Raw genomic sequence first — 23,052 nt, 5'->3', positions numbered from 1 at the left:
AGAGACAGGTTCAACACGCGCTATTAGCAATATCCGTTGTATTTCTTATTTATCGTGCCGATTGCCGGTGACCATTCTTTAACGTAGTTGAGTGTCATGCTGACAAAAAATACCCCGCCTAATAACGCCCCAGATGAAGATCCAGCACAGCGAGACGCTCGTGCCGTCAGACGTTGGTATCCGCTGTCATTTTTGCTCAAATTACTGGTGCTTATTTTAATTGTGCTGGCCATCATGTTTGCCGTGTTTTTTTACGCAATGGGCACAGAGTCGGGTACGAAGTTTATATTAGAGAAAGTCAGTGCTGAGACGGGCATTGATTTTAAATATGGTCGCGGTAATTTACGTGATGGTATCTGGGTCACTGATATCGATATCAAGGCGACTGAAGACCTTGAAGTATTGGTTGATAAAGCTTACGTCAAGATAGGCTGGCGTGCCATATTTGCCAAAGAAGTGCATCTGCGTGATGCAGACATACAAACCATTGAGATTATCAATAACAAGCCACCAACGGGTGAGCCGTTCGATTATAAAACGTTACAGCTACCAGTGAACTTACGCTTTGATCACGCTAAAATAAAAAATATTACTTATAAACAAGTGACCAAAGAGCCCATCGTTGTGCAGGATATTGTTGCCCGTGATTTGACATGGGTCGGTAGCACGGTAACGGTTGGTCGCGGCGATTTACAATATGCTGATATCGTCAAAATCAGTGCCTTACAAGGTGAAATTGATTTACAAGGCGACTATCCGCTAGATTTAAGCGCGATTGCAGAAGTCAGTGCGCTAGAAAAAGCCTATGTTGACCCATTGAATATCACAGCAACAGGGACGCTAAAACGTACGGTTGGTAAGGTTCGTAGTCGTTACAATGACAGCGATGTGAGCGGTGATTTTGTTGTACAAGGTTTAGATCAGGATTCGCCATTTCAGGCAAAATTGCAATGGGATGATATTTTGATCCCTTATGCTGACAGTCAAAAAATTCGTTTAAAAAGTGGTACTGCTACCGCGACAGGGGTTATCTCTGAAATACGTCTGCGTATCAATACTGAGCTGACGGCTAAAGACATTCCGTCTGGTCACTATCAAGGTCGCGCCGTTATTGCAAACAGTCAGATGCGTATTGATCGCTTAGATGCTCAGGTGCCAGCTGGAAATTTAATTCTGCAAGGTATTTTAGATTGGCAAGACAGTTTTGATGCAAAAGTACGAGCGACAGGTAGCAATTTTGATATTCGCCGCGTTATTCCTAATGACTATGTTGATTTCAAAGCATATGCACCGCAAAAGCTGAATGGTCGATTGTCACTACATTATCAGCAGAAAAACAGCACTGGTAACATAGAGCTTGATGCAGATTTGCGTCAACGTGATGGTGAGCATGTGAATGCTAATATCGTTCAAGGCAAAACGTCAGCGAAGTCGACACAGGTAGCGCCTTGGTATATCGATGCTAAATGGCAAAACCTAATCCGCCGCGATGTGCCCAATATCGGTAATATTGATAGTCCGCGTGGACAGGCGGATGTCATCATTCGTGGCTCACGGTTATCAGTAGATGCCAATGCGGTCATTAATGAATTGAATGCCGCTCCTAAAGGCAACTATGACGTGAGCGTGCGCAAAGCTGGGGATGTCATTGACATCAATCGCCTGAATTATAAAGGAGTCGTGGGCGACTTATCAGGTACTGGGCAGATTCAATTGGCAAATAAAAAGCGTCCGCTCACATGGCAGATAGATGCGCGTACCAATGGATTATTACCCAAACAGTATCGCAGTGATTTGCCGATTGAGCGCCTAACAGGTAGTGTCAGCGCGCGTGGTCGTTTATTGACTATTACTAAAGGTGGCGTTAGTGGTCAGCGTCATATTATCACCTTAAACAAGACCGACTTGCAGGCGCAACTTGATGCGACTCAAGATGGCCGTGCTATTGGTATAACGGGTGCGGGTGATGCCAAAATCGATATCGTTGGTGGCGAGCTATCTATGTTCGATGCGCGCTTCAATGGACAAGTCGATACTGCAGATGTACCAAAAGGACGCCTATCTATTGATGCGGCTGGCACGCCAAAGTTTATCAGTATTCGTAAGCTCAATTACAACGGTGAAGCGGGCGCAGTGAATGCCAAGGGCGTCATCGATTTGCGTAAAAATATCGGCTGGACGATAGATGGTCGCTTTGATAAATTTAATTTGGGTTATTTCTTGCCCAATAATCCAGCGATTATCACAGGTGATCTAAAAACCAGTGGCGAGTGGCAAACTGCGCCTAAGAATAGTAAAAATGCCGCAGGCAAACTGCAACGTTTTGCGGTGAATTTCGATGGAGTGCTAGATGCTGAGCAACTGCCAGCGGGCAAGCTAACCATTGATGCCAGTGGCGATGACCAGCTGATTCGTATCAAGCGTTTCCGTCATGTGGGCGCGGCAGGCAGTATTGATGCTAAAGGGACGGTTGATGTGCGTCAAGGCATTGCGTGGGATATTGACGCAGTGATGGATCGTTTTAATATTGGTTATTTCCTCAAAGATACTCCAAGCCTTATCACCGGCACTATCGATACGGATGGGCGCTGGAGTGACTCGCAGCAAATCATTAATATCAAAAAAATTGATTTAAGAGGTATGCTAAAGGGTCAACCGCTTAGTGCCAAAGGTAGCTTAGCAGCGAAGATGCGTCTGCCAAAAGATTTGGCAAGCTATTTCAAGCGTCTACAAACGCAAGATGCACAGGCGCAATATAAGCAAGTAAATGCCTTGATAGACAGCTTAAACGCGGATAATTTAGTGCTACGTTGGGGTGATAATTATGTCACTGCTAATGGCAATGCTAAGCAATTACAAACCAAAATTAATATTACCAGTCTGGATCAGTTGTCAGATAAATTGGCTGGCAAAGTCACTGGCGGTGCGACCTTATCACAGCCAGTAGGACAAGCGCTGCCAACTATTTATATCGATTTGGTTGGTGAGCGGATTGCACTGCCGGGCTTTATTTTGCGCCAAGGTCGCGTGCGCGGTAAGCTGGTCAATTTAGCAAACAGCCCAAGTCAGCTTATTATCACCGCTGAAGGCTTAGATGCAGCTGGACAGAGTTTTAAAAGCGTTAAAGCAACATTTAATGGTACTGAGCAGGCGCATGTGGTCAATCTTGACGTTGCCAATGAGCAGCTCACGATTGGCGCAAGGCTTAAAGGCGGCTTCAATCGGGATAAATTAAGCTGGTCTGGCGTCATCGGTAAAGGCCGTGTTCAATCCAAATATGCGACCTTAAATCAGTTACAGCCAGCGCAGTTGATTGTTGATTTACCCAACAATCAAAATGGCAATAATAACGATTTAAAAGTACAGTTGGCAGCGCACTGCTGGCAAGCCACCGATCAAACGGGCAAGGTGTGCTTACGTGAAAACTTAATCGCGTCACCTGATAAAGGTGAGGTGAATATCGCCTTGCAAAATCTAGATACGTCATTACTCTCGGTCTTTTTACCTAAAGATATCGACTGGCATGGCAAAATTAATGGTAAGGCGATTGTTGGCTGGCAACGTGGTCGTCCACCGACGATTAATACCACACTGTATTCCGACAACGGCAAAATTGGCTTGATTCAAGATGGTGATAGTTTACCCGTCACTCTGCCTTATAAGCGGGTCTCACTAATTGCATTGTCCGTCCCTGAGGGCATCAAACTACGTACCGATATTAACACTGGTGGCGGTGCGCGTGGCTATGCTGAAGTGGTCGTTGATCCTTATAAGACGCCTAAGCCAATTTCGGGCGCTTTGGTATTGAATGAGCTTAACCTTGCGATATTCAAGCCTTTCTTCCCAGGTATGCGAGTGCTAGAGGGCAATGTCACGATGGCAGGAGGATTGGGCGGTACATTAGATAAGCCGCAATTCTATGGCGATGTGAAACTTGCTAATGGCCGTATTGCGATGCTTGATTTGCCCATTAATTTAACCAATGTAAATACTGACGCCAAAATTCGTGGCACGCAAGCGACTATTGATGGAACCTTTAGCAGTGGTACGGGTAAAGGGGTTTTGACTGGGACCGTTAATTGGCAACAAAAACTCCAAGCGAAGCTTAGCGTCAGCGGCGAGCGTTTGGTAATTACTCAGCCACCATTGTTAGTGGCAGAAATCAATCCTGATATTGATATCATCGTGCGTCCAGGCGATCGTTATGTTGATATTAAAGGAGCGGTCAGCGTACCGTCAGCGACCATTCGTCCGCCAGAAGCCAGCGAAGATATCATTACTCAAACTGAAGATGCAGTGGTTCTTGATCGTCGTCTCATTGGCAATATTGACGAGGTATTGGCAATATCGAAACCTTGGTCAATCAATGCGGATATCGGTGTCGACTTGGGTGATGATATCAACTTCCGTGGTTTTGGTGCCGTTATTCCTTTAGCTGGTGCGATTAATATCACTCAAACTGGCACGGGTGTCATGCGTGCAAAAGGGGTGGTGCAAGTATCACGTCGTACCAATATCAACGCTTTTGGTCAGAACCTAGAGCTTAACTACGGACAAGTGCGCTTCAACGGTGATGTGATGAAACCTAACCTCAGTATTGAGGCGGTTAAAACGATCAGTGGCAAAACGGTAGGTGTGCGTGTCAAAGGCAATACAGAAAGCCCCAATATTATTGTCTTTAATAATGCAGGTTTGACCCAACAGCAGGCGATGAATGCTCTGGTGACAGGTCGAATTAATAACAAGGGCGCCACCCAAATCAGTGAGCAAGGCTTTAAATCGCAAGTGACGAATAACCTAGCCGCCGCGGGCTTAAGCTTTGGACTGAGTGGCACGCGCAATCTAACCAATCAAATTGGTCAGATTTTTGGTTTTCAGAGTTTGACCGTTGATGCCTCAGGCAGTAGTGAAGACACCAACGTCAACGTCACCGGTTACGTGACGCCTGACTTGTATATACGCTACGGAGTAGGGGTGTTTAATGCTCAAAATAGCTTATCTATTCGTTATCAGTTAACTCGACGTATTTATGTAGAGGCAACCTCAGCGGCAGAAAACGCGGTGGATGTGGTTTACAGCTGGCAGTTCTAAATCGCATTGTTTTATCCAATAAAAAACGCCTTTGAATGAAGGCGTTTTTTTATAGGTAGGTTAGGAGGTGTCCTCAATTCAATTGATAGTCATCTAAATGGGTTAAAAATGGCCAAATCTTGCCAAACGGCGTCAAATAGCTGACTAATATCTCGATATTATCGGCGCTATTTTCCTTGTTTGACGGCAATTTATCTCATTTTTATCACCATTTTTAAAATGAGGACACGCCCTAATATTGATGATGAATGATATTAATCTATTTGGTCAGGATTAAGCGATTATTACGTGTCAAACGTAGTCGATACTCTTCACCCTCATGCTCAATACGCACTTCTTTAGTGAGTGCAAATAAGTGTTGTGATTGCAAAGTTGGTAAACGGTTTTCGCGGCAATTCAAGTAACGAGAGATAACCATGCTCATAGTAAATTCCTTTTGATAATAAATGGCTGAATAGTAATGGCGATACAGTAACTATCTTTAACGATAATAATTATCATTTACATTGAAAGATTTTGCAAGGTAATTGATAAAATAAAATGCAGTCATTGTGTAAACTTATCTAAAGCAATTTTCGTAAATGAGATTTAAATAAATAAAAATTAGCTAATTATTATTATAAATCAATAGGTTGGCTATAAATTGACTTGGTTTTTTGAAAATATAAACCAATCAAATCACACTTTAAAAAAACAGTAATAAAGGAGACGCCGATGCCAAATGAAGCAGATAACCACACTGATAGCTCATTTAACAGCGAAAAAGTACTTATCGTAAACGTGGCAGTTGCGGTCATTCATCATAAAGCCCAATATTTACTTGGATTTAGAAACGCCGCCCAGCATCAAGGCAATCGCTATGAATTTGTAGGTGGCAAAATAGAAACCAATGAAAACGCCGAGCAGGCATTGATTCGGGAAGTCGCTGAAGAAACAGGCATTGAGATTTGTGACAATACGATGGTCAAGCTTGGACGTCTGCATCATGATTATGGTGATAAGCAGGTCAATTTACAGATTTACAAAGTTGAGCTGACTGCGCAGCAGTATGAGCAGCATAAGCATCGCCAATATGGGCTAGAAGGTCAGGCGCTAACGTGGGTAGATAAGGCAGATTTATTAGCAGGAAAGTATCATTTACCCGCTGCTAACCAGACAATTCTCGAATGGCTGAGTGTGCCAACAACGATAGCAATTACCTATCCATTGACGCATTTTGATGCCACTCCTGATCCAATGGCCGCATGGCTGACTTTTCATCAAAACAAACTAACAGCCAATGCTTGGGTATATATTCGAATAAAGGCAGCTGGCTCAGCAAGTATAGCAGCGCAGTTGATGCACATGCGTCCAGATATTAAGGCGATTGTCCCTTGTGATGTCAATGGACAGACCCTAACCACTGAAGCGCCGCTAGCAATGAAAGATATAACTACTGCCAATTCAATCGTTGCCAATCAGCTGTCTCATACCGCATTGTTGCAATGGTCGGAGGATACACAAGATAGAGTGCTGTCTAAAAATTATCCGTTAATAGTCAGTTGTCATGATGCCGCCAGTATTGATGCTGCCAATAAACTGGCTCATGCTCGGTTACAACAGCAATTATCACCCGTCATTGGCGCCTTTTTGTCTCCTGTACTAGTCACCCATACACATCCTGATACTGTGCCACTTGGTTGGGAATCATGGTCAGCATTGGCACAATTGGCTGACATGCCGATTATCGGTTTGGGTGGTTTATCACCTGTGTTGATTCATCAAGTATCAGAGCATGGTGGTATCAGTGTTGCTGGTATTCGACAGTTCTTTGAATAGTAAAAAACTAATAGAAGGAGTGTTGGCACCAATGCTGATCAGTTCTGAACCAGAATTGCCATTAATTGGCATCTATCAGGGCAAATAATTGATTTTTAATATATTTATCCAATCAGTAACTATGTGTTTATTCGGTATTTATTCTACTGCATAAACGCATAGTTACTTACAAACCGTTGCTTTTTCCTACATTGCAACACTGTTTTAATAGTCGAGCTGCCATTAATATATATCACCTAAACAAAGAGTATTTACTCTATATTCTTATAAGCGAATTGATTATCAATATATCTCTTAACTGCTCTCATAATATTTGGTTTTTGCAGCGCCAGCTTTTACATTCAATATATTTTTAAAAGTTGAAGACGCACAGAAGATGAGAGTACATATAGGGCATATAAGAAGAATAGTTAACAGTCACTATCAATAATGGTACCTCTATGAAAACCAATAAGTTACCTCAATCAGCATGGTCTGATACAAAGGAAGCTGGTTCTCAATCTAAGCAGACTACCCAGTCGCGCCACTATCATCTGAATGAGGATAGTACACGGCAGACAGGTCACGCCAGCAACGATGCTAGCTACAACCATGATAATCTAAATGACCAATATTCTACCCATTTGGCAAAAAAAACGTCTTCGCAAGATCACTATTTTGGATATAAAAGCGCCGATAAGAGCCCACTACAGGCAAAAGAGTCTGCTATGATTAACAGCAACAATAACAAAGACGGCGATTCAAAACATAGCGAAAGCAGTGATTTCGTTAGTGATTACTGTACCAAGGATAGTGGTCACTGCACTAACGATTATAAATGGTCACAAGAGTTGAGCGAAAAAGAATCTGGACAGAATCATCATTCAACGCAAAATGCTGATTCATCATCAACCTCTACTTACTCATCATACAAAGAAATACCGGAGCGTATATTTATGAATGGACTTATCAAGCATACGGGTATAGCCCTAGCTATTATCATACCATTAGCTGCATTTTCAGCGTATGCGGCGACGCCACCAGTCAATGCTAACGCTGACATGACTGCTAACGCCACTACTGATAGAACCACTACAGAGACATTGTCAATCAAGCCAAGCGCCATCATTCATAAGTCTGCAAGTACACCGACCACAGTCGATAGCGTTGATCTAAAAAAGTATGCAGGAACATGGTATGAGATAGGTCGTTTGCCCATGTATTTTCAGCGCAATTGTGCCAGTGATGTCACCGCCAATTATACGGAAAAAACCGACGGTTCAGGTATCATAGTCACTAATAAATGCGTACAGAAAGACGGTTCTGGTATTACTTCTGAGGGTATCGCTAAGCCTGTTGATGAGTCAGGCAGTAAGTTAAAGGTCACATTTTTACCATCGTGGATTCGTTGGTTGCCAGTTGGTCGTGCCGATTATTGGGTACTAGCACGTGATGCTGATTACAAGACTGCTTTAGTAGGAACACCTGATAAAAAATATTTATGGTTATTGGCGCGTTCGCCAAACGTCACTCAAGAAACCTATGCCAAATATCGTCAAATCGCTCAACAGCAAGGCTATGACTTAAAGGAATTTAAGTTAACCTCGCAGACCAATCAAACGGTTAGTCTCGTTCCATAACGAGCATCACTTACTAGATACTGGGTTAAATAGTAGTGTTACTTCATCATCCACTATTTGATACTGGCAATAATAAACAATAAGGCAGCATAATTGGCTGCCTTTATTTTTATAATAACCTGCATAACTCAATAAAATGCTTTATAAGCGCTAGCAGATCGGTTATCACTGGCAAAATAGGCCGTTTTAGGCTAAAATCTAGGCGATCTCAATACTCTATATCAATAACTGACACCGATATCGTGCGGTTGCCATACTAGAGTGATTGCGTAGACCACACATAATCTATCTAATCTGTATTCTCTATCATTTACTGATCACACATTACTGACCATAAGGATGTTTCTCGTGAGCAACGCTGATACCTTACGCCAATTACATCAAGACCACTTAAGCAACTACAACAATCAAGAGCAACAAGCGATTGAGCTGATGGGGCTATTGAATAAGCTCTATAATGAGCAAGACGTACAAGTAACCTTGTTCGGTGACACGTTAAATACGACGTCAGTTGGTCAAATATTGGCATTGCATCAAAAAGTAGCCTTGCGTAACCAAGAGGCTAAATCTATTGATATCGCTGACACTTTAGCCATGGTTAAAGCGCTAGCGGCTAATGATAAGCTTCAGTCTGCACAGGTTGATGTTGGTCAATTAATCGCTAATGACAGTGATTTACAAGCAGCACTTCAAGCCGTTAATAGTGATGACACTACGGTTAATCCTGCGACTGATGTTGTGCTATACGGTTTTGGTCGTATCGGTCGTATTTTAACTCGCCTGCTATTATCACAAGCGTCAAGTGCTAAAGGTATGCAGTTAAAAGCCATAGTTGTACGTCCTGCGGCATCTGGCGATTTGGCCAAGCGCGCCTCATTGCTAGAGCGTGATTCGATTCATGGTAGCTTTGCTGGTGGCGTGGTGGTTGATGATGAAAACAACGGCTTGATTATCAATGGCCGCTTTGTTCAGGTCATCTACGCCAAAGATCCAAGCGAGATCGATTATACGGCTTACGGTATTAATGATGCGTTAGTGATTGACAATACGGGCATTTGGAAAGATGAAGCGGGTCTTGGTAAGCACTTGCAATCGACTGGTGTGAAAAAAGTCCTATTAACAGCCCCAGCTGGCGGTGAGATTAAAAACGTTGTTTATGGTGTAAATAACGATACAGTCGGTGAAGATACAATCGTCAGTGCGGCGAGCTGTACCACCAACGCAATCACCCCAACGTTAAAAGTATTGAACGATGAATACGGTATCGAAAACGGTCACGTTGAAACGATTCACTCATTCACTAACGATCAGAACTTGATTGATAATTATCATAAAGCGGATCGCCGTGGTCGTAGTGCTGTATTGAATATGGTTATTACCAGTACGGGTGCTGCTAAAGCGGTTGGTAAAGCACTGCCAGAGCTTAGTGGTAAACTAACGGGTAATGCCATCCGTGTACCAACGCCAAACGTCAGCTTAGCGATTTTAAACTTGAATCTTAAAACAGCACCAGAAAATGCTGATGCGTTAAATGAATTCATGCGTAAAATCTCTAATAGCAGTCAGTGGCAAACACAGATTGCTTATACAGATTCTACTGAAGCGGTATCGACGGATTTTGTTGGTGATACCCATGTAGGTATTGTCGATGCCCAAGCGACTATTTTGACCGACAATCATGCCATTGTTTATATCTGGTATGACAATGAAGTTGGCTATAGTACGCAAGTATTACGTTTAGCCACACAAATGGCAGGCATCAGTTATACACAGATTCCAGCTTAATACATTTGTACAGCAGTAGTGAGTTTTTAATATTGAGGTACTCTTTATAAGAAAGTATTTTAATAGTCACTTTTAGCATGGACAAATAGATGTGATTTTTTAAGTTAATATATACCGCACCCGATAGTCCAATTGGTTATCGGGTGTTATTGTCATAAATAAAGCAATGATATATAGCAACATAGACGTAAGTCTCCTATTTTTTAAAAGATACCTATAGGCAAAAGAAGCAGTATATGACTGCTATTGAGTCTATAAACTAGAGTGTAAATAAAGGAACGTAAGATGCGATTTATTGATGAAGCCGTCGTAACGGTAAAAGCAGGTGACGGTGGTAACGGAATCGCCAGTTTTCGCCGAGAAAAGTATGTCCCACGTGGTGGACCTGATGGTGGAGATGGTGGCAAGGGCGGAGATATTTACGTCATTGCAGAGGATAACACCAACACCCTAGTGGACTATCGTTATACCCGTCGTCATGATGCTATGCGAGCAGAGAATGGCCACAGTAGAAACTGTTCAGGCAAGGGCTCTGATGATTTGTTTTTACCAGTACCTATCGGTACCACGGTAGTTGATACCGAAACTGACGAAGTGTTGGGTGACTTGATTGAACTTGGTCAGACGCTACTGATTGCCAAAGGTGGTGATGGTGGTTTGGGCAATACCCATTTTAAGAGCTCTACCAACCAAGCACCGCGTAAATCGACGTCTGGTTTTGAAGGTGAGTTAAAAGTTCTTAAGTTTGAGCTAAAAGTTGTGGCTGATGTTGGCTTGATTGGTTTGCCTAATGCTGGTAAATCTACCTTTATTCGTCAAGTCTCTGCTGCTAGACCAAAAGTTGCTGACTATCCGTTTACCACCCTCGTTCCGAATCTAGGTGTGGTTGATATCGGTCGTCATCGCTCATTTGTGATGGCAGATATTCCAGGTTTGATCGAAGGTGCTTCAGAAGGTGCTGGACTTGGCATTCGTTTCTTAAAACATGTGGCTCGTACTCGTCGTCTGTTACATGTAGTTGATGTAAAGCCAATTGATGGCAGCGATCCGGTAGCCAACGCTCGTGTTATTTTGAATGAACTTGAGCGTTTTTCGCCTGAGTTATCCAACTTGCCCCAGATTTTGATATTAAACAAAATTGATCAGGTGCCTGACGAAGAGTTAGATGAGCTTTGTACTCATATTGTCGCCGAGCTTGATTGGACAGGCGATGTATTTCGCACGTCAACCTTAATGGGTGAAGGGACTGATGCAGTTAAATATCATTTAATGAATGAGATTGAACTAGAGCGTGAGCGTGAACTAGAAGATCCTATCTTCGCTGAAGCACAAAGAACCCGTTTTGAGCGCTTAGAAGTAGAAGTCCGTCTAAACACTGAGGCGCAGCGTGAAGCCTATCGTGCGGCTCGTAAAGCGGCTCGCGAAGGTGTAGATTTAAGCGACAACGATGCTGATTTTGACGATGACGACGAAGATGGTGTTGAGGTCATTTATGTTCCTTAAGCTAACAGGCTTGAGCTGATATACTTGAATTTTTTAGATCAATCCCCGTAATCAATTCACATGAGAGACAGGAGTTTATATGGCAGGTGACATAGAAAACACGACCGAAGAAGCAAGGTTTATTAAACAAACTCGCAACTTTGATATTCAACGCGTTATTGTCAAGATTGGCTCATCGTTGTTAACCAATAACGGTCGAGGGCTGGATCGAACTGCCATATACGAGTGGGCAAAGCAGATCGCTAAATTGCACAAGCAAGGCGTCGAAGTACTGCTAGTATCGTCAGGTGCTGTTGCCGAAGGTGTGGTACGAATGAACCTTGAGGAGCGCCCGAAGAAACTAGCAGCACTACAGGCCTGTGCTTCTATTGGTCAAATGGGTTTGATTGAAACGTGGTGGTCAGCATTAATTCAGCATGGTATTCAAAGCTCGCAGCTACTACTAACACATGATGATTTGTCTAATCGTAGCCGTTACTTGAATACGACGGGTGCGTTGACACAATTACTAGAGTGGCGCGTGCTACCAGTCATCAATGAAAATGATACCATTACCATTGATGAAATTAAATTTGGTGATAACGATACTTTGGGCGCGATGGCAGCGGCGATGGTCAATGCCGATTTATATATCATTTTAACTGATCAAGATGGGGTGTTTACGGACAATCCGCGCGACAATCCTAATGCAAAAATGATTCGCCAAGAGCGTGCGATGGCGGATTACTTATTTGATATTGCAGGGGATGGTGGCAAGCTTGGTCGCGGCGGTATGCTGACCAAAATTCGTGCTGGTCGTCTTGCAGCGATGGGTGGTTGTCCAACCGTTATCGTGAGCGGTGCTATCGATGATGTTATTACTCGTGTGGTATCAGGCGAAGCGGTTGGTACTTTATTGACCACCAATGATCAAGACAAAATCATTGCACGCAAACAATGGCTTGCCGCGCATTTACGTATGTCAGGCACTCTAATAGTCGATGCAGGCGCAGCAAAAGCAGTAGTTGAGCATCACAAGAGCTTACTACCAGTCGGTGTGGTAGAAGTACGCGGTGATTTCGACGAAGGCGACGTGGTTGAGGTGGTGCATCAAGATACGGGCGAGCGTTTAGCGGTTGGACAAGTGAATTTTTCATCTCGTGATGCTTGCCGAGTGGCTCGTGAGCGTACTGAGCAGTTTGATAGAATTCTTGGTAATAATGAAGAGCGTGTGGTCATGGTACACCGTGATAATTTAGCGCTGACCATGTAGACCATTCATGGTATTCATCCAATTTCAAATATGAGCACGATATTATTGATTAAAGACTAACGGCAAATGACGCTCTAAAAAATACAAATACTTTTAATGATTATTATTCTTATGATTGTTAACACGAGAGATATTAACCAATAAATTGTTATTAACTAATATCTCATTATTTGTGGTTTTTTAGAATAGATTGTCGCTATCTAAACGTTTTAATATTCTTTTATTCAACTTATTTTATCCAGCACCGTATTCATTGATGATCATGAATGCGGTGTTGTTTTGGAGATTTGTACATGAGTGCTTCAGACAATAGTAACTCGATCCAGCAAGAATTTGCGCCTTTAAAGAACGACAGATTGTTACGGGCATTACGCTTTGAATCAATAGACACCACGCCAGTCTGGATGATGCGTCAAGCTGGTCGTTATTTACCAGAATATAAAGCTACTCGTGCAGAAGCGGGCGACTTTATGAGCCTGTGCAAAGATACGGACCGCGCTACTGAAGTTACTTTACAGCCACTACGCCGTTATGATTTAGATGCTGCTATCTTATTTAGTGATATTTTGACCATACCTGACGCTATGGGTCTAGGTTTATACTTTGAGGCGGGCGAAGGTCCTAAGTTTAAACATCCTATTCGTACGCAAGCAGACTTAGATCGATTGCCAGTACTTGAACCCAATGATTCTCTTGATTATGTCATGCGTGCGGTGACGAGCATCCGCAAAGCATTAAATGGTCAAGTGCCGTTATTTGGTTTCTCTGGTAGTCCATGGACATTGGCCACTTACATGATCGAAGGCGGTAGCTCAAAAGACTATCGTTATACTAAAGGCTTTTTGTATAGCAACCCTGATTTTTTGCATCAATTATTAGATAAATTAGCTACTTCTGTCATTGATTATCTAGATGCACAAGTGGTCGCTGGTGCTCAAATTCTACAGATTTTTGATAGTTGGGGCGGGGCGCTTGGCCATCGTCAGTTTATCGATTTTTCTCATGCTTATAATAAGCGTATCGTCGCTGAATTAAAAGTACGCCATCCGCAGATACCAGTGGTATTATTTACCAAAGGTGGTGGGTTATGGTTGGATGTGCAAGCAGATAGTCAAGCCGATGTTTTAGGATTAGATTGGACGATGCCCATTGATTGTGCACGCCAAGTATTGGCTGAAAGTCAGCGTCAATTGACCAAACAGCATAAAAAACTACAGAGTAGTAAAGCCATTCAAGGCAATTTGGATCCAGCAACATTGTATGGTTCACCTGCGACGATTCGTGCTGAAGTAAATGCAATGCTTGATAGTGCTTATGCAAGCGGCGAAAAAACGGGTTATATAGCAAACTTAGGTCATGGTATTACGCAGTGGGTCAATCCTGACAATGCCAAAGTATTTATCGATGCGGTGCACGATTATAAAATCTAAAGCCGCTAGAATCTAAAAATGACAAAGTTCAGGTATATAAGCGAGCTTTCTATCTAAGATTTGTTTAACAAATACTGATATTTACCAAGTAAAATAAAAAGGAATATCTTATGATTTCAGCAGCGATTGTTGGTGGCACAGGTTATACGGGTATTGAGCTGATTCGCTTGTTATCTGCGCATCCTGAAGTATCTATTGATTTGCTAACCTCGCGTAGCGAAGCTGGTACACGCGCTGATGAGATATTTCCAAGCTTACGCGGTATATCAGATATTGTCTTTAGCGACTTGGGTGACGAGACGCTTGCAACGCTGCAAAAGTGTGATGTGGTCTTTTTTGCCACTCCACATGGCGTAGCGATGAAGCAAGCAGAGGCGCTAACGCAAGCCGGTGTGAAAGTCATTGATTTGGCCGCAGATTTTCGTTTGCAGTCACTGTCTGATTTTGAGCACTGGTATCAGCAGTCGCATGCCTGTCCTGAGCTCCTAAAGACAGCTGTTTATGGTTTACCTGAAGTGAATCGCGATAAACTTGCCACTGCTTTAGTCGTCGGTAATCCTGGTTGTTATCCGACCACTGCTATTTTGGGTTTGAAACCAATAATCGATATGCAAAATAAGCAAGCAGAGAGATTGGTGGAATCACGCATCGTTATCGATGCAAAGTCTGGTGTTTCTGGCGCTGGTCGCCAAGCTTCACTTGCGCTTAATTATGCTGAAACTACTGATAACTTTAAAGCTTATAGCGTTGAAGGACATCGTCACCTGCCCGAGATTGAGCAAGGCGTGGCGCAGTTATTAGACAGTCAGTTCACCCATCGCATTCGTTTTTTACCGCATCTTGTGCCGATGATACGTGGCATGCTGAGCTCTATTCATCTTGAGCTGACGGATGCGGGTGCTGCTATTGATTGGCAGCAGATATTTGAAACATGCTATGAATCAGAAGCGTTTATTGATGTCATGCCAAAAGGTATTTATCCAGATACCCGTAGTGTCCGCGCCAGCAACCGTTTACGCATTGCTGTGCATCAAGACAATGAACGTGCGGAATTGACAGTGATTGTCGTACAAGACAATTTGGTAAAAGGGGCAGCAGGACAAGCGGTACAAAATATGAATGTCATGTTCGGATTCGATGAAACAATGGGTCTAAACTTTGCACCTATTGTTCCGTAGCAGATGTTTAGCTGTGGTCAAATCATTCACATTTATGGTGCTAGGTATTGATTATAAATTCCGCTATAATATTGCCATTACTGTTAAGAGATATTGTCTAAATGCGTGTCAAGCTTGTACGACGCTTTTGCTCACAGCCCGCACTTTCATTGTGCAAAGACTCTGATTTGTATCATTTAGAGCGTAGTCCGTATTCTCTTAAAACCAATGCTAGTTCAGTAACTAAGGTAGGTGATACCCAACAAGGGGCATCCACATTGGTGTTGGCTCTCTTTGTCGTTGTCATATTGGTGACTGCCATTGTTGGATTGATATTCGGTCATAAATTAGGATATCAGCGTGGCTTTCATTCTATGCAAACTGAAACCAAGCAAGCGATGATCAATAGCACTGAGGCAACAGAAGCGCTTGAAGATTTACGTCTTAGTCATAAAATAGCGGCCAATCAAGCCGCTACTGCTAAGCAGGAGTTGGCGATTAGCTTGGCTAACATCAAAGAGTTGCGTGAAAACCAGCAAGAATTAAAGGTTGAGAATAGACAAGTCTCTCAACTGAATGAATTATATGCTGATGTCCTTCGTGACAAAGGCGGCATGCCTCTACAGGTAATAGCGGCAAAGATTGAGCCATTACCTGAAAATGCCTTTGAATATGGTTTCGATATAGGCATGCTTGCTAGCGATGGCAAAGCCAAACGCCTAAAGCCAACTTTGACGTTGCTCAATGACGATGATTTTGTAGAGGTGCCGCTAGATCCTCCAGTTTATACTATTGAAGGTATCGTTCGTATTCGTGGTCGTTTCATGATGCCATCAGGCTTTAAACCGTTACAAGTCAAACTTAGCTTACAAGCTGGCGGGCAACAAGTGGAGCAGCTCTATGATTGGAAGCTTGGCGAGCGAGTTGATAATATGCCGCTATCACTTTTAGATTTACCTGAAGTCGACGAAAGTCCGATTGAGCCTTAATCTATTCATATTTAAGAGCGCTATAATAAGCATTGCATTTGCCAACCTCTGTTAGCGTTCTTTATTCTGTTATAAATATAACCATTAATTTGTATGCCAATTATGATAAAACAAACCCTATTGCAAGCGTTGCCAACTGTTGCTGATTGGCACTTTCCAACTATACCTGCTCATCGTGCACAAGATGGTGATACGGACGGCGAAACCTCGCCACAAGCAGATGTACTGGTTGCAGAGCCAGAAGTGGCTAAGCCGCCTATGTATGCCGTCGTTATGTATAATGATAATTATACGCCGATGGAGTTCGTCGTTTATATTTTACAGTCTGAATTTCGTCATAGTATGGATTCGGCAGTCGAAGTTATGCTAACGATTCATAACAGTAGCAAAGGCATTGCTGGTATCTATCCTAAAGATATCGCTGAGACCAAAGCCAAAAAAGTAAACAGTCTGGCACATCGTGAAGGTTATCCCTTATTGACCCAGATTGAGCCACATCAAGGCGAATAAGAAAATAGCGTAAATATGAATTTAAAGTTCTATCTTCTTTTCGTGTTTCTATCTTATTATTTCCAATGGTTTTATCGTTTAGAAACCCTGTCAAGCTCTAAAAACTGCTCATTGTGAGCTTGATAGGTACTCTGTATCCAAGCAGTCACTCATAAATTCCTTATTATAAAAACTTCCTAACCTTGATTTTTCTTTAATATACCCTTATCTATATTAAGTCATCACATCAAACAGCTGTTTAAATTTTATAGAAATTATTGCTGCACTCGTATCATTTTCTAGTCATCTTATTAACTTGAATTTTTCTATAATTTAACCAGCTGATGGCTTAAAAAAGTCATTTGTATCTTTCATTCTCTCATTTATTATTCTATTACCGATTTCTCCTTTATTTGCTCAGCTTTTGAAGCTTTCATACTATTTCGTTACTATAAATATTGATGCGCAGTACGCCTTGATACATTTTAGTATGTGTTAATAGATTGACTCTTCTTAAGTATCGTGTTGAGATAAAGAAAAGCAAGTATGAGGGATTAAAACGCTTAATTGGTGATAAGTAGATAGCACTGCTACTTGAGTAATACATGGTCAATATCATTTAGCGCTGTCTTTTGATAATACAGATTTAGCCCTTGAACAATCCATCTGTCGCCCTGATTTACTTACTAACTCATTCATAAAGCTATCAATTATAAAGATAGGTATAACCGTAGGAAGTCGTTATGTTAAGTCGTCATCTTGAAGTTTCTTTGCGTTTAGCAATGACACTTGCGCGCCAAAAATCGCATGAGTACCTCACTGTTGAGCATCTATTATTGGCGTTATTAGAGAATACTCACGCTGCCAATACATTAACTGCCTGTAATGCCAATGTTTCAACGCTGCGTACCGAGTTAGAAGCTTATATCAATAAGCATACGCCAACGGTAGACGCAGACACCGAGCAGTCACCGCAGCCAACCCAAAGCTTTGATCGTATTCTACAGCGTGCTATTTTCCATGTGCAATCTATTGGTGGTGGTCGCCTTGTTGAAGGCTCAGATATTTTAGTATCTATGTTTTCAGAGCACGATACTTATGCCGTTTATTTGCTCAAAAAGCAGGGTATTAGTCGTCTTGAGTTGACCCAATACTTATCGCATGGTCAAGATAAAGACGAGCCATCTGAGCCACGTGCTTCTATGACGGGTGAACGCCGTAGTGCCTCAGAAAAAACCAGTAAAGATCCCTTGGTTGAGTTTGCGACCAACCTAAACCAGCGTGCGGCTGAAGGTAAGACGGATCCATTAATTGGACGTGGCCCTGAAATTGAGCGCGCCGCGCAAGTATTATGTCGTCGCCGTAAAAATAACCCGTTATTGGTTGGTGAGCCTGGTGTTGGTAAGACCTCTATCGCTGAAGGTTTGGCGTGGTTGATTATTAATGATAAAGCACCGAAACCATTGAATGGCTGCGTGATTTATAGCCTTGATATCGGCTCATTAATCGCTGGTACTAAATACCGTGGTGATTTCGAAAAACGCATGAAGTCACTGCTTGATGCGCTAAAGAAAAAGCCTAATGCAATCTTGTTTATTGATGAGATTCATATGATTATTGGCGCAGGGTCGTCAATGAGTAGCAATATGGACGTATCAAACTTGATTAAGCCAGCACTTGCTAATGGTGAGCTGCGCTGTATCGGCTCAACTACCTTTACCGAATACCGTCAAGTGTTTGAAAAAGACCATGCACTGTCACGTCGTTTCCAGAAAATTGATGTCAAAGAACCAAGTGTTGACGATACGATTGATATTTTACGCGGTCTTAAACCACGTTATGAGGAATTCCATAACGTCGAATATACCGATGAAGCGTTGGTCACCGCCGTTCAATTATCTGCTAAGCATATTCACGAGCGTTTTTTACCAGATAAAGCAATTGATGTGATTGACGAAGCAGGCGCCTATAAGCGTTTAGGCGTAATTCCTGATGCTAATGATATTGATGCAGAAGAAAGCTTCATTGCGGATATAGAGCAAGATTTTGATGCTCAGATTGATGCTGATGTTGAGGGTCTCGATGGTGACACGTATAGTGATAGCGAAATGCAGGATGAAGCGGAAACTGCAAAAGCCAATGATCGTGCCAAATTGTTCAGTGAGTCAAAAAGTGTCAAGGCTAAGAAAAAACCACCGATGAAAATCGATGTGGCAGATATTGAGGCGATTGTTGCCAAGCTTGCACGTATCCCCCCCAAGTCAGTATCGAGTGATGATAAGAGTATTCTTCAGCACTTAGATCGTGATCTTAAGCACTTGGTGTTTGGTCAAGATGAAGCGATTGAAACGCTAGCAGATGCGATTAAACTGTCTCGCGCTGGCCTAAAGGCGCCAGATAAGCCTATCGGCTCGTTTATGTTTGCTGGTCCTACTGGGGTGGGTAAAACCGAAGTTTCACGTCAATTGGCAAATTTGTTAGGCGTAGAACTGGTTCGTTTTGATATGTCAGAATATATGGAAGCCCATACCGCATCGCGTTTGATTGGTGCGCCTCCTGGCTATGTTGGTTATGACCAGGGCGGTCTGTTGACTGAAAAAATCAATCAACATCCACATTGTGTGTTATTGCTTGACGAGATTGAAAAAGCGCACCCTGATGTCTTCAACTTGTTACTGCAAGTCATGGATCATGGTACATTGACTGATAACAATGGTCGTGTGGCTATCTTTAAGCAAGTCATTGTGATTATGACGACCAACGTCGGCGCTGATAGTATTAGCCGCTCTTCAATGGGCTTTACTCAGCAGGACCATAGCCGTGATAATACGGAGTCGCTCAAACGTGTCTTTACGCCAGAGTTCCGTAACCGTTTAGATGCCATCATCCAATTTAACCCATTAGATACCTCCGTGGTGGTATCTGTGGTTGATAAATTCTTGGTTGAGCTACAAGTCCAGCTTGATGATAAACAAGTCACCTTAGAGATTGATGACGAAGTACGCGATTACTTGGCTAACAAAGGCTATGATCGCCTAATGGGTGCACGCCCAATGCAGCGTCTGATTCAAGATGAGATCAAAAAGTCATTGGCAAGTATGATTTTGTTTGGTGATTTGGTCAATGGTGGGGTAGTACATCTTACCTTAGAGCCTGAAGCTAATGATGAACAAGATGGTGATTCTGTTAAGCTTGATAAGTACAGTGGTAAGACGGATTGTAAGTCTACAGATAAAGGATCAGCAGATAGTCGTATTATCTTGACGGTCGTTGAAACTCATGAGCCACATCCAGACTCTGAGTCACTCGCCAGCTAAGTTTTTGCTACTAATGTAATAACAACGGTTACCATGTTACTGTGGTAGCCGTTTTTTTATTGCTATAATTCATAACAAAACCAACGTATGAAATCGCGAGCTCCCATTCATGTGCGAGATTGGTTTACGCATCATTACCCGATATTTATCTAATCGATAACAAATATAACAGGACATACTATGGAATTATTCGATGAACAAACGCCAAAAACGCCAGAGCAAAAACAAGCAATTTTAGACAATGTGCGCTTGCCAGAAGATTGGAAAACGGCATTAGCAGACGAGTTAACTTCTAACAATATGGACGACTTGCGTGCGTTTTTAAAAGAAGCCTATCAGTCAGAAAATAGCATCTATCCGCCAGCACCTTTAATATTTAATGCGTTAAACCTGACCCCTTTATCACAAGTTAAAGTCGTGATACTAGGTCAAGATCCTTATCATGGGCCAGGGCAGGCAATGGGCTTATCGTTTTCAGTGCCCAAAGCCATTCCAAAGCCACCCTCACTTAATAATTTGTTAAAAGAGATGGCGAGTGACGTTGGTATCGCACCCTCAAAACATGGCGACCTGACTTACTGGGCGCAGCAAGGAGTTTTGCTATTAAATAGCTCTCTGACCGTGCGAGAAAGTGAGCCAAATAGTCATCAAAATAAAGGTTGGGAGCAGTTTACCGATGCGGTGATTGATGTGGTTAATGAACAAACAGAACATACCGTATTTATATTGTGGGGCAGTAAAGCACAGAAAAAAGGCAAATATATCAATACTGATAAGCATCTTATTCTGACCGCTGTACATCCATCACCACTTGCTGCCAATCGTGGTGGATTCTTTGGTTCCAAGCCGTTTTCTAAGACCAATGATTATCTGGTACAGTATGGGCAAACGCCTATCGATTGGCAATTACCGCAATAGTTGTCAAAATAAATGAAACATAGACAAAATATAAGCTTGAAGCCACATCCAACTGCAAATAGTCAGTTAGTTATTGAAGATATGCAAGCCAGCACATTTTGGTCACTTCAAGATATGAGCTGGATGAACATAGCTCTTAAACTTGCTAGGCAAGGTGCTGAGCGTGGAGAAGTACCGGTAGGGGCGATACTGGTACACGATCAGCAGATTATTGGTCAAGGATTTAATGAACCGATTGGGCGTCACGATGCGACCGCTCATGCGGAGATTGTCGCATTAAGAGAAGCGTGTGCGCGCTTAAAAAACTATCGTTTACCATTAAAGACAACGTTATACGTTACCTTAGAGCCTTGTACGATGTGTATCGGAGCGCTCATTCATGCGCGGGTCGATAGATTGGTTTATGCAGCAAGCGAGCCACGAGCGGGTATGGTTGGTAGTCAGATAAATTTACCGATACAGCCTTTTTATAATCATGCTATCGAAGTGCATAATGGCTTATGTCGTGAGCATAGCAGCCAGATGCTTAAGACCTTTTTCCGTGAACGACGAAAAGCGGCAAAAAAGAAAGACAATATAAGCAATTAACAAGATATCAGTCTTGCTGCTAGTGATGGGTAGGTTTCTTTGCTATAATATCGCCCTATTTGATGACGAAATGATGAATTAATTGTCAAGCGTTTGATAAATAAGTAAATATTGTTCTGCAGCTAGCATGTACTAAGTCGTATCAGTATCGTCTACTATTAAGTGAGTATTATGACCGTTTCTACAGCTGATAACGCTATACTTGATAACTTTGGTGCTGGTAGTAATGATAACCAAGCGCCAGTGTTGCGTTATCCAGTTATCTGCATTGATGGACCAAGTGGGGCAGGTAAAGGTACGGTGACGTGGCGTTTGGCCCAAGCATTGAAGTATCAACTGCTGGATTCAGGTGCTTTATATCGTATCGTTGGACTCAAAGCATTTGAAGCGGGATTAGTTGCGGCAGACGGAAGCCAAGCCATTGACGAGATGGCTGTATTAGCACTAACGCAGCGCCTAGAGATTGCTTTTGTACCTAACAATGCATCAGGACGTGTTGATATTTTAGTGAATGGTGAGGCGGTTGGTGAGCAGGTTCGTAATGAAACCGTGGGTGGCTATGCATCACAAATAGCAGTATTTCCAAAAGTTCGTCAAGCATTACTAAAGTTGCAACAAGATATGGCAACTCGTTCTGGATTGGTCGCTGATGGTCGCGATATGGGGACGGTTGTGTTCCCAGATGCGGATGTAAAAGTGTATTTGACTGCCAGTGCTGAAGCGCGTGCCGAGCGCCGCGTAACACAGTTAATAAATGCTGGTCAGACGGCAGATTTTGACGCGATTTTAGCGACGATTAAAGCTCGTGATGATCGTGATGAGAATCGAGCGACTGCACCATCAAAGCCTGCAGAAGATGCTCTACTACTAGATAGCTCTAACTTAGATGCTGATACTGTTTATGCACAAGTGAAAAGACATTGTCAGGATAAAGGTATTTTCTTTAATAGTTAATAAAAACAAGTTAGTAAGTATGAAAAAGTTTCCTATACGCTTGATTTTAGTATAAAATCACAGTAGCAGACGCTAATAATATCTAGAGAGTGATGAGAATATTCTTTCTAAATGATAGAAATTTAAAAGTAAAAGTATAAGA

The 23,052-nt window shown here is 42.4% G+C and carries 15 protein-coding genes; 14 read left to right on the top strand and 1 reads right to left on the bottom strand.

Annotation, left to right across the window (positions count from 1 at the left end):
• Positions 1-96: 96 nt before the first annotated feature.
• Positions 97-5,091 (top strand): translocation/assembly module TamB domain-containing protein, encoded by a 4,995-nt coding sequence (locus ACT3S4_RS04110; protein ID WP_250163909.1) that lies wholly within the window; start codon positions 97-99, stop codon positions 5,089-5,091.
• Between the two features lie 259 nt (positions 5,092-5,350).
• Here ACT3S4_RS04110 and hemP read toward each other — a convergent pair whose 3' ends face one another.
• Positions 5,351-5,509: a hemin uptake protein HemP gene (hemP, locus tag ACT3S4_RS04105; protein WP_227672156.1), complete on the bottom strand. Its 159-nt coding sequence runs from the start codon at positions 5,507-5,509 to the stop codon at positions 5,351-5,353.
• Between the two features lie 296 nt (positions 5,510-5,805).
• Between hemP and ACT3S4_RS04100 the strand changes: the two genes are divergently transcribed.
• From ACT3S4_RS04100 to cmk, 13 genes are all read left to right on the top strand, one after another.
• A complete protein-coding gene (locus ACT3S4_RS04100; RefSeq protein WP_444760509.1) occupies positions 5,806-6,909 on the top strand; it encodes an NUDIX domain-containing protein in 1,104 nt (367 codons plus the stop codon).
• Between the two features lie 440 nt (positions 6,910-7,349).
• Positions 7,350-8,528, top strand: a complete 1,179-nt coding sequence (locus ACT3S4_RS04095) for a lipocalin family protein (protein ID WP_250163911.1) — start codon at positions 7,350-7,352, stop codon at positions 8,526-8,528.
• Between the two features lie 339 nt (positions 8,529-8,867).
• Positions 8,868-10,313 carry a glyceraldehyde-3-phosphate dehydrogenase gene (locus ACT3S4_RS04090; protein ID WP_201559855.1) on the top strand — a complete coding sequence of 482 codons (1,446 nt, stop codon included), beginning with the start codon at positions 8,868-8,870 and terminating at the stop codon, positions 10,311-10,313.
• A 285-nt stretch (positions 10,314-10,598) separates the two neighbouring features.
• Positions 10,599-11,816, top strand: a complete 1,218-nt coding sequence (gene cgtA, locus ACT3S4_RS04085; RefSeq protein ID WP_444760508.1) for an Obg family GTPase CgtA — start codon at positions 10,599-10,601, stop codon at positions 11,814-11,816.
• A 79-nt stretch (positions 11,817-11,895) separates the two neighbouring features.
• Positions 11,896-13,068 carry a glutamate 5-kinase gene (gene proB, locus ACT3S4_RS04080; RefSeq protein ID WP_045445028.1) on the top strand — a complete coding sequence of 391 codons (1,173 nt, stop codon included), beginning with the start codon at positions 11,896-11,898 and terminating at the stop codon, positions 13,066-13,068.
• A gap of 293 nt (positions 13,069-13,361) precedes the next feature.
• Positions 13,362-14,498, top strand: coding sequence for a uroporphyrinogen decarboxylase (gene hemE / locus ACT3S4_RS04075; RefSeq protein WP_444760507.1), 1,137 nt, complete (start codon positions 13,362-13,364; stop codon positions 14,496-14,498).
• Between the two features lie 110 nt (positions 14,499-14,608).
• On the top strand, positions 14,609-15,676 hold the full coding sequence (gene argC / locus ACT3S4_RS04070; RefSeq protein ID WP_055124420.1) for an N-acetyl-gamma-glutamyl-phosphate reductase: 1,068 nt from the start codon (positions 14,609-14,611) through the stop codon (positions 15,674-15,676).
• Positions 15,677-15,777: 101 nt separating this feature from the next.
• Positions 15,778-16,644: a hypothetical protein gene (locus tag ACT3S4_RS04065; RefSeq protein ID WP_444760506.1), complete on the top strand. Its 867-nt coding sequence runs from the start codon at positions 15,778-15,780 to the stop codon at positions 16,642-16,644.
• 102 nt (positions 16,645-16,746) lie between these two features.
• On the top strand, positions 16,747-17,154 hold the full coding sequence (locus ACT3S4_RS04060; RefSeq protein ID WP_087814601.1) for an ATP-dependent Clp protease adaptor ClpS: 408 nt from the start codon (positions 16,747-16,749) through the stop codon (positions 17,152-17,154).
• A gap of 722 nt (positions 17,155-17,876) precedes the next feature.
• Positions 17,877-20,450 carry an ATP-dependent Clp protease ATP-binding subunit ClpA gene (clpA, locus tag ACT3S4_RS04055; protein ID WP_444760505.1) on the top strand — a complete coding sequence of 858 codons (2,574 nt, stop codon included), beginning with the start codon at positions 17,877-17,879 and terminating at the stop codon, positions 20,448-20,450.
• Positions 20,451-20,630: 180 nt separating this feature from the next.
• On the top strand, positions 20,631-21,368 hold the full coding sequence (locus tag ACT3S4_RS04050) for a uracil-DNA glycosylase (RefSeq protein WP_270894545.1): 738 nt from the start codon (positions 20,631-20,633) through the stop codon (positions 21,366-21,368).
• A 12-nt stretch (positions 21,369-21,380) separates the two neighbouring features.
• The gene (gene tadA, locus ACT3S4_RS04045; protein WP_444760504.1) at positions 21,381-21,956 is read left to right on the top strand and encodes a tRNA adenosine(34) deaminase TadA; all 576 of its coding nucleotides are present in this window, start codon (positions 21,381-21,383) and stop codon (positions 21,954-21,956) included.
• Between the two features lie 171 nt (positions 21,957-22,127).
• Positions 22,128-22,910, top strand: coding sequence for a (d)CMP kinase (gene cmk / locus ACT3S4_RS04040; protein WP_444760503.1), 783 nt, complete (start codon positions 22,128-22,130; stop codon positions 22,908-22,910).
• Positions 22,911-23,052 lie beyond the last annotated feature (142 nt).

The sequence above is a fragment of the Psychrobacter sp. AOP30-A2-5 genome, assembly GCF_052378115.1.
Taxonomy (GTDB): Bacteria; Pseudomonadota; Gammaproteobacteria; order Pseudomonadales; family Moraxellaceae; genus Psychrobacter.
Note: the sequence above shows the minus strand (reverse complement) of the source record. Positions and strands in the feature narration are given on the sequence as shown.